This window comes from Bradyrhizobium sp. (assembly GCF_049581145.1).
In the GTDB taxonomy this organism is placed as follows: domain Bacteria; phylum Pseudomonadota; class Alphaproteobacteria; order Rhizobiales; family Xanthobacteraceae; genus Bradyrhizobium.
The window spans coordinates 1-7,780 of sequence record NZ_JBAURI010001295.1; the positions used below are offsets into that span (position 1 = coordinate 1).

Here is a 7,780-nt window from a genome sequence, read left to right on the forward strand (position 1 = left end):
CGTCAGGACCCGCTGATGGCTCAGCGCCACCGCGGCGATGGAGCCGCCCATCGAGATCGCACAGGCACGGATCGCGGCCTCGCCCCCTAAGCGTTTGCGCACTTCGCCGATGTTGAGCGCGCCGACCACCGCGCCCATGCCGAAGGCGCCGAGCATGATGCCGTAGGTCTGCGCGCCGCCATGCAGGAGATCGCGCGCCACCAGGGGCATCAGCGCCGAGACGGAGCCGCCGATCAGCCCGGTGACCAGCGTGCGCGTCAGCACGATCTTGATCGGCGGCGAATTGGTGAGATAGCGCACGCCGGAGACGATGGCACGGTCGAGCCGCTCGCGCGGCAGGCGCGACGGTTCGCTGACCCGGTTCCAGAGAAACAGCACGACCAGCAGCGGCAGATACAATAGGGCGTTGGCGGCGAAGGCCGCGACGGCGCCGGCGGAGGCGACCACGATACCGCCGATCGCCGGGCCAAAGCTGCGCGCGATGTTGTAGCTGATGCCGTTCAGCGCGACCGCCGAGGGCAGCGTTTCCGCCGGCACCTGCTCGCTGACCGAGGATTGCCAGGCCGGCCCGAACAGCGCCATGCCGCTGCCGACCACGAAACACAGCGCCAGCAGGGTCTGCGGCGTGACCAGGCCGAACCAGGCCAGCACGGTCAACGCGGTCGCGCCCGACAGCGCGATCAAGAGCGAGAGCAGCGCCACGATGCGGCGGTCATGCATGTCGGCGATGGCGCCGGCCGGCATCGAGATCAGCATCACTGGCAGCATGAGGGCAGTCTGCACCAGCGCCACCTTGTCGGCCGACGACGTCATCTGCGTCATCGCCCAGGCGGCGCCGACCGCCTGGATCAACAGCCCGAGATTGGATAGCAGGCTCGCCAGCCAGATGCGGCGGAACACCGAATACCGCAAAGGGGCCGCGATCCCGTCGGCGCTCAGCATGGGCCGTTTTGCCGGTTCGGTCATGATCGGGTTCCGTCCGCCCTGCGATCCCAGTGATTCCCCTCATCGGGGCTCAAAGTGATGCCCGCCAAAGTCCCTTCCTGTCCAGTGCTCAAGCGGACGCGAAGGCGGCCAGGTCATTCCGGTAAAATACTGGAAACATGAGAGATCACGTCATGTCGTGTGTGTTGTGATGTCCAGGGCGGCGCTGCCATTCGGTGCGCCGGCCGCCCGGTGACGACGCCTGCGGCCCTCGGCCGCGGACATCGGCCGTCACGGGCCCGCCTTGTTCGCCCAGGAGAAGGATCGCCGCCCCCGCTGTCCCGTTTCTCCGGCACCTTTCCGGCTACAGGATTGCGGTCGCCGAAGTGACTGACTAGCTGTCATGGGCATCGTCGTTGCAAATAGCGAGGCTGTTGAATGAGCATAGCCGAAGCCTTTGGCGTGCAAGCCTTGGATCCAAAAGCCGCGGATCCAACAGCCTTGGATTCGGACGCTTTGGAGATGCCGGCCACCGGCCGCCTGGTGCCGCCCACACCGCCGCGCGCTCCCGACAACCTGACCACGCTGGGCTGGATGAAGGCGATGCGCGTCAGCGCGCTCGGCGCCTGGCGGCAATGCGCCTATGAGGACGATATCGTCCGCGGGCGTTTCCTGGGCCGCAGCAGCTTCATCCTGAACACGCCGGATGCGATCCGCCACGTCCTGGTCGACAATTATGAGAACTACACGCGCACGCCGGCGACCTTTCGCGTGCTGCGCCCGGTACTGGGTGAGGGGCTGTTGATCGCCGAGGGCAGGGCCTGGAGGCACCAGCGCCGCACCTTGGCGCCGGCGTTCACGCCGCGCGCGGTCTCGACCCTCGTTCCGGCCATGATCGCGGCCACCGACGAGACCATCACCAAGCTTCGCACGAATTGCGGCCGACCGGTCGATCTGCGCGAGGCCATGCAGCACATGACGCTCGAGATCGCCGGCCGCACGATGTTCTCGTTTGCGATGGACCGGCATGGGCCGGCGCTGCGCGACTTCGTCGTCGAATATGGCGAGCGGCTGGCGCGGCCGCACTTCCTCGATCTGGTGCTGCCGCTGTCGTGGCCGAGCCCGCAGGATTTTTCCCGCGCCCGTTTCCGCAAACGGTGGACGGCGTTCGTGGCGACATTGATGGCCGAGCGTCGCGCCGCCGGCAAAAAGGACGGCGCTCCGCCGCGCGATCTGTTCGACCTGATGGGCGACGCGCGCGATCCCGAAACCGGCGACGCCTTCACCGACGCGCAGCTCGGCGACGAGGTGGCGACCATGATCCTGGCCGGTCACGAGACCACGGCGACCGCGCTGTTCTGGGCGCTGTACCTGCTGGCGCTCGATCCCGTGACCCAGGAGAAGGTGGCAAGCGAGGTCCGCGATCTCGCCCCGGGCACGACGCCCGATCTCGAGCAGCTGAGAATGACCCGCGCCGTGATTGACGAGACGATGCGGCTCTATCCGCCGGCCTTCCTCATCGCACGCTCCGCGCGGGCCGCCGACAGCATCTCAGGCCTTGCGGTCAAACCCAATGACGTGATCCTGATCGCGCCCTGGCTGCTGCACCGACATGAAAAGCTCTGGCGCGATCCCGGCGCGTTCATTCCACAGCGTTTCCTGCCGCCGGCGCCGCCGCCCGACCGGTTTGCCTATCTGCCGTTCGGCGTCGGCGCGCGGGTCTGCATCGGGGCGCATTTCGCCCTGGTCGAAGCAACCCTGGCGCTGGCCAAGCTGATCGGCGCCTTCCGCATCGAACTGCGCGACAAATCGCCGGTGATCCCGGTCGGCGTGGTGACGACGCAGCCGGACCATTCGCCGATGTTTTCCATCACGCCGCGTTGACGGCATTGTCTGGCACGCCTGCGATCCCATCTAGGGGTGAGCCATGAGCGACACCCAGGCGCAATTCTCGGTTTTGAAACAGACCGCCGATCCCGCGGTTGCGGATGCGATTGCGCGGCTGATCGCCGACGGCAAAGACCATGAGCTCAATCGAATCAACACGCTGGACTTCTCGAAGCGGACGGGCTTCGACGAGGAAAAGGTCATTTCAGGCTTCCTGCATGCCGCGCGGCTCGGCCTGTTCGATCTGTCCTGGAATGTGCTCTGCCCCGGCTGCAGCGGCGTGCTGGATGCGCATGACACGCTGAAATCGCTGCGTCCCGACGACTATCATTGCGGCTTGTGCGCCTGCGGTTATCAGCCGTCGGTCGACGAGCAGGTCGAGGTGGCCTTCACCGTCAGCTCCAATATCAGGCGGATCGCCGCCCACGATCCCACGACGCTGCCGCTGTGGGACTATTACAAGCAGATCTTCTGGAGCTCGGGCATCGAGCTCGACGAGAGTTCGTTCGCCTCGCTGACCGAGGAGGTCACGCTGGACGCGCTGGAGCTGCCCGCCGGTGAAAAAGCGGTGCTATCGCTGCAGCTGCCGCCGCAATTCATCATCGTGTTCGAGCCGGTGACACATTCGGCGCATTTCATCGACGTGCAGGGCGAACCGACCACGGAACGTCAGCAGCTCGGGCTGATCTATAACAAGGCGCATCCGCCGACCGGGTCGACCACCATGCGGCCGGGCCCGTTGCGGCTCGTGCTCGACAATCAGGCCGGCGTGCGTACGCTGCCCACCGTCTTCATCGCCGACCACGCGCTGCATGAGCTGCTCGGCAAACGCCGGCCGTTCCTGACCGCCAAACGGATGCTGTCCAACCAGACCTTCCGCGACGTGTTCAAGGCTGACAATCTCAACATCGACCAGCGGCTGAAGATCACCTCGCTGACCTTCCTGTTTACCGATCTGAAGGGCTCGACCGCGCTCTATGAGCGGGTCGGCGATCTCGCGGCGTTCGATCTGGTGCGGGCGCATTTCCGCGAACTTCTGGAAATCATCGCCTCCGAACAAGGCGCGGTGTTGAAGACCATCGGCGATGCCGTGATGGCGACCTTCATTCGTCCCGAACACGCGCTGTTGGCGGGACTGCGGATGCGCACCGCGATGGACAAGCTCAATTCCGAGCGCGGCACTGCCGATCTCGTCGTCAAGATCGGCATCCATGAAGGGCCGTGCCTGGCGGTGATGTTGAACGAGCGGCAGGATTACTTCGGCCAGACCGTCAATATCGCTGCCCGGGTGCAGAGCCTCTCGACCTCGCAGGAAATCCACATTACCGGCCCGGTGATCGACTCGCCCGGCGTTGCCACGATCCTGGAGAAGGAGGCGCTCAAGCCGATCCAGAAACAGGCGGCGCTGCGCGGCATCGCCGACAAGATGGTGGTGTACGAGATACCGTGAGATTTCGCCTGGGGGCATTCCGGGGCGCGAGCGGACCTGGAAGCTCGAGATTCCGGGGCGACGGCCGGAGGAGGAGAGCCAGATTGCCGAAACATAATCCGCGGCCCGGGAACGGCTCTCGATTGCGGCGGTTGTTCTTTCAATTCATGTTGATCGTCGTGACCGCCGTGCCGGCGGTAAAACCCGGGCCGCGATAAACCCCATGCTGAATGGACTGCGCCAATTCATCGCCGATGTCGTCTCACCCCATGCGCATGGCGAGCGGGCGTTCGACGATACCGGCTATCAGCTGGCGGCGACCGCTCTGCTGATTCATGTCATCTCGCTCGACGGCCAGCCCAACGAGGCCGAGCGGCGCAAGCTGCACAGTCTGATCGAAAGCCGGTTCGGGCTCGACCGCGGCAGCGCAGATCATCTGATCGCATCGGCTACCCTGGTCGAAGGCGAGGCGGTCGATCTCTATCATTTCACCAGCGTCATCATGCGTTCGGTCGATGATGCCGGCAGGCTGCGTATCGTCGAGATGATGTGGGAGCTGGTCTATGCCGACGGCCAGGTCAGCGAGTTCGAGGATAATGTGGTGTGGCGTGCCGCCGATCTGCTCGGGGTGTCGTCGCGCGACCGGATCGAGCTCAAGCATCGCGTTGCTGCGATGCGGTCGGTCGCCGTCGCCGGCCATTGACACAACCGAATTGCGACGCCGCCATCGCGGCTCAGCGGCTGTCGAGATGACGAAACTTTAATGTCGCCGCGGTCTGCGCGCGCTCTGGAAAGTGAGCCCGCGGGGGCACTTATCGCCTTGGCCGCCCCCGGGCACCCGTCGCTAGGTGCGCCGGGCGGCTTGCATCCGACAACCTCCCTATGCTTCCGTCCGCGTGCCATCGATACAAGCTGCCATTCAAAGAGGATGGATCGTGACCGAGCGTGTGACGCTGATTACCGGAGCCTCAGGCGGGATAGGCGCCGAACTCGCGCGCATTTTCGCGGCCAACGGTCACCGCCTGGCCCTGGTGGCGCGCCGCGCCGACCGCTTGGCGTCGCTGGCCAGCGAAATCACCGCCGCCGGCGGTCCGGCGCCGATCGTGATCCCCTGCGATCTCGAAACCTCCGACGGCTGCGACAAGATCGCCGCGGCGCTGATCGAAGCCGGTGCGGACGTCGAGTATGTGGTCAACAATGCCGGCTTCGGCCTGTTCGGCAATGCCGTCAACCTGTCCCGTGCCGAGCAGCTCGGGATCATCGATCTCAACGTCCGCGCCTTGACCGATCTGTCGTTGCGATTTTCCGACAGCCTGATCAAACATCGCGGCGGCATTCTCAACGTCGGTTCCGTCGCCGGCTTCCTGCCTGGGCCGGGCATGGCGGTTTATTATGCGTCCAAAGCCTATGTGCTGTCGTTCACCGAGGCGCTGCGGCAGGAGTTGGCACCGCTCGGGGTGCGTGTCAGCCTGGTCTGCCCCGGTCCGGTGCCGACCGAATTCCAGACCCGCGCCGGCTTGAGGCCTGGATTCGATTCGGCGATCCTCAACGTCTCGCCGGCCGGGGTCGCGCGAGAGGCCTATCGCGGATTGATGGCCAACAAGCGCGCGGTACTGCCAGGTTTCGGCATCAAATTGGTGCCGACGATGCTGCGGTTCTTTCCGCGCGGCTTCATCCTCTCGGCGGTCGGCCGCTTTCAGCTCCGCAAGCGCTGAAAGCATGATCCGGGACGGCCTGCGCCGCGCTTGGAGCCCGCAGCCAGGACCGATTTTCCGGACTGATCGCGTCCAGGTAACAAGTTTCCGCGTGATCCGTAATAGCCCGGTGTTGGGCCGCTTTCTGGCCCGGCATTTGCTTACTCCATGTTGCGCTCACGCGGTGTTAACCTTTGCTTAGCTATGATCGCGGCTCGATGACCAGGCAAAACCGATCGATCCGGCTGCAGCCAGCGGCCGATGCCAAGGCTCCCGATGGGCTGGCTGCCGATGGGACGGCTGCTGAGGCCAAGGCTGCAGCGATGCCGTTACGCCCCGTCCTGATCGTGCTGCATCAGGAGACCTCCACCCCTGGGCGCGTCGGCAATGCCTTGCGCGCGCTCGGACATCCCCTTGATATCCGCCGGCCGCGCTTCGGCGATCCCTTGCCCGGGACATTGGATGAGCACGCCGGTGCCGTCATTTTCGGCGGCCCGATGAGCGCTAATGATCCCGACGACTATGTCCGCCGCGAGATCGACTGGATCAGCGTGCCCTTGAACGAGCAGCGGCCGTTTTTGGGCATATGCCTCGGCGCCCAGATGCTGGCGATGCAGCTTGGCGCCCGCGTCGCGCCGCATCCGGAAGGCCTGACGCAGATCGGCTACTACCCGATCCGTCCGACCAACGCAGGGCTCAAACTCTGCCCGGCTTGGCCGGACCATGTCTATCATTGGCACCGCGAGGGATTCGAGCTGCCGCGCGGCGCCGACCTGTTGGCGGAGGGCAGCGACTTCCCGATCCAGGCGTTTCAGTGCGGCCATGCGTTCGGCTTCCAGTTTCATCCCGACGTGACCTACGCGATGATGTGTCGCTGGACCACGCGCGGCCACGCACGGCTCGACCTGCCCGGCGCGCGTCCGCGCCACCAGCATTTCTCCGATCGCGCAGTGCATGACGCGGCCGAGCGAGCCTGGCTTGGGCATTTCATGGCCGACTGGCTCGCGCGCAAGCCGGTGCCGATGGCGCAGGCGGCCGAATAGTTTTCAGTCGGGGCGGGCCGCAAGACGGCTGCCGGCGGCTTTTCAAGTCTAGCGATGTGATAGGATCGGTTGCCCAGCCCGCGACAAGCCGGGCAGCACACGGAGCGCGCGATGACCTATCAGCAAATCCTCTACGAGGTGAGCGAGAAGATCGCCACCATCACGCTCAACCGTCCGGACCGGATGAATGCATGGACGCCGGTGATGGAGCGTGATGTTCGTGCGGCCATGGAGCAGGCCGCCTCCGACGACAATGTCCGCGTCATCGTGCTGACCGGGGCCGGGCGCGCGTTCTGCGCCGGCGCCGACATGGATGCGCTGAAGGGGCTCGATCCCGCCGATATCAGGCGCGCGGAAAATCTTCCGCCGTTCGACATGAACCGGCGGGGCGACTGGCAGACGCGTCACGGCTATTATCCGTCGATCGGAAAGCCCGTCATCGCCATGCTGAACGGCGCGACCGCCGGCATCGGCCTGGTGCATGCGCTGTATTGCGACCTTCGTTTTGCCGCCGACAACACCGTCTTTACCACCGCCTTCGCGCGCCGCGGCCTGATCGCCGAGCACGGCATCAGCTGGATGCTGCCGCGCATCGTCGGCCACGCCCATGCGCTCGATCTGTTGATGTCGGCGCGCCGCGTCTTGAGCGAGGAGGCGCTGCGTATCCGGCTGGTCAATCGGCTGTACCCGCCGGAGCGGCTGCGCGAGGAGAGCTATGCCTATGCGCGCGAGCTGGCCGATTTCGTGTCGCCGAGCGCGATGGCGGTGATCAAGCGCCAGCTCTATGACGCGCCGTTTCAGAC

General features: G+C 65.4%; 7 protein-coding genes. 6 read left to right on the forward strand and 1 reads right to left on the reverse strand.

Translation table 11 applies throughout. The features are described from left to right. Window positions 1–966, reverse strand: a 966-nt coding sequence (locus WCB02_RS41410; RefSeq protein ID WP_423968660.1) for an MFS transporter, incomplete at its 3' end; no start/stop codon positions are given. A 480-nt stretch (window positions 967–1,446) separates the two neighbouring features. Here WCB02_RS41410 and WCB02_RS41415 point away from each other — a divergent pair. From WCB02_RS41415 to WCB02_RS41440, 6 genes are all read left to right on the forward strand, one after another. Continuing rightward, complete coding sequence (locus tag WCB02_RS41415) at window positions 1,447–2,808, forward strand: cytochrome P450 (RefSeq protein ID WP_423968674.1); 1,362 nt, start codon at window positions 1,447–1,449, stop codon at window positions 2,806–2,808. A gap of 43 nt (window positions 2,809–2,851) precedes the next feature. Further along, complete coding sequence (locus tag WCB02_RS41420) at window positions 2,852–4,261, forward strand: adenylate/guanylate cyclase domain-containing protein (protein WP_423968662.1); 1,410 nt, start codon at window positions 2,852–2,854, stop codon at window positions 4,259–4,261. Window positions 4,262–4,463: 202 nt separating this feature from the next. After that, complete coding sequence (locus tag WCB02_RS41425) at window positions 4,464–4,943, forward strand: TerB family tellurite resistance protein (protein WP_423968664.1); 480 nt, start codon at window positions 4,464–4,466, stop codon at window positions 4,941–4,943. A 232-nt stretch (window positions 4,944–5,175) separates the two neighbouring features. Next, a complete protein-coding gene (locus tag WCB02_RS41430; RefSeq protein ID WP_423968667.1) occupies window positions 5,176–5,955 on the forward strand; it encodes an SDR family NAD(P)-dependent oxidoreductase in 780 nt (259 codons plus the stop codon). A 197-nt stretch (window positions 5,956–6,152) separates the two neighbouring features. Then, entirely contained in the window at window positions 6,153–6,977 is an 825-nt protein-coding gene (locus WCB02_RS41435; RefSeq protein ID WP_423968670.1) for a glutamine amidotransferase, read from the forward strand. A gap of 111 nt (window positions 6,978–7,088) precedes the next feature. After that, window positions 7,089–7,780 (forward strand): enoyl-CoA hydratase (locus WCB02_RS41440; RefSeq protein ID WP_423968672.1); only part of this gene is annotated, 692 nt, incomplete at its 3' end.

Bases quoted from the DNA above. Each gene is read 5' to 3' on its own strand.
- WCB02_RS41435 (WP_423968670.1), top strand. From the start codon at position 6,153: ATGACCAGGCAAAACCGATCGATCCGGCTGCAGCCAGCGGCCGATGCC.
- WCB02_RS41425 (WP_423968664.1), top strand. From the start codon at position 4,464: ATGCTGAATGGACTGCGCCAATTCATCGCCGATGTCGTCTCACCCCAT.
- WCB02_RS41420 (WP_423968662.1), top strand. From the start codon at position 2,852: ATGAGCGACACCCAGGCGCAATTCTCGGTTTTGAAACAGACCGCCGAT.
- WCB02_RS41415 (WP_423968674.1), top strand. From the start codon at position 1,447: ATGCCGGCCACCGGCCGCCTGGTGCCGCCCACACCGCCGCGCGCTCCC.